Source organism: Mesorhizobium sp. M7A.F.Ca.ET.027.03.2.1 (assembly GCF_003999175.1).
Classification (GTDB): Bacteria; Pseudomonadota; Alphaproteobacteria; order Rhizobiales; family Rhizobiaceae; genus Mesorhizobium.
Map to the genome: position 1 here is coordinate 1 of NZ_RZOM01001771.1, position 610 is coordinate 610.

General features: G+C 62.3%; 1 pseudogene. It reads left to right on the top strand.

Going from position 1 to position 610, the window contains the following annotated elements:
• Window positions 1-610, top strand: a pseudogene (locus tag EN750_RS37970) (beta-ketoacyl-ACP synthase III); the annotation flags it as partial.

Below are 610 nucleotides of genomic sequence, written 5' to 3' on the forward strand. Positions count from 1 at the left end.
CGGCCCGACGATGCGCTGTCGCTGGAGGCCGAGTTCGGCATAGCCTCGGCGAAGAAGGCCCTCGACCATGCCGGGCTGCAGCCGTCGGATATAGACCTGGTGATCTGCTCGGCCTCGCATCACCAGCGGCCCTATCCGGCGATCGCCATCGAAATGCAGGAGGCGCTGGGGACGAAGGGCGCGGGCTTTGACATGGGGCTTGGCTGTTCTTCGGCGGCGGCCGCCTTGCACATAGCCGTCAATTTGGTGCGGTCGGGCGCGCACAAGCGCATTCTGGTGACGACGCCCGAGATCATCACCGGCCATCTCAATTTTCGCGACCGGCAGACGCATTTCATCTTCGGCGACGCTTCGGTGTCGATGGTGGTCGAAGGGCTGGCCAAGGGCGACAAGCGGCCGGGGCGCTTCGAAGTGCTCGACACGCGCGTCTGGACGCAGATGTCGAACAACATCCGCACCAATCTGGGCTATCACACCCGCACCGCCCAGGATGATCCTTACATGATCAATCTGGAAGGCAATCTGATCAAGCAGGTCGGCAACAAGGTGTTCAAGGAAGTCACCGTTGCCGGGCAGAAATTCATCGTCGAATTCCTGGCCGAGCACGGGC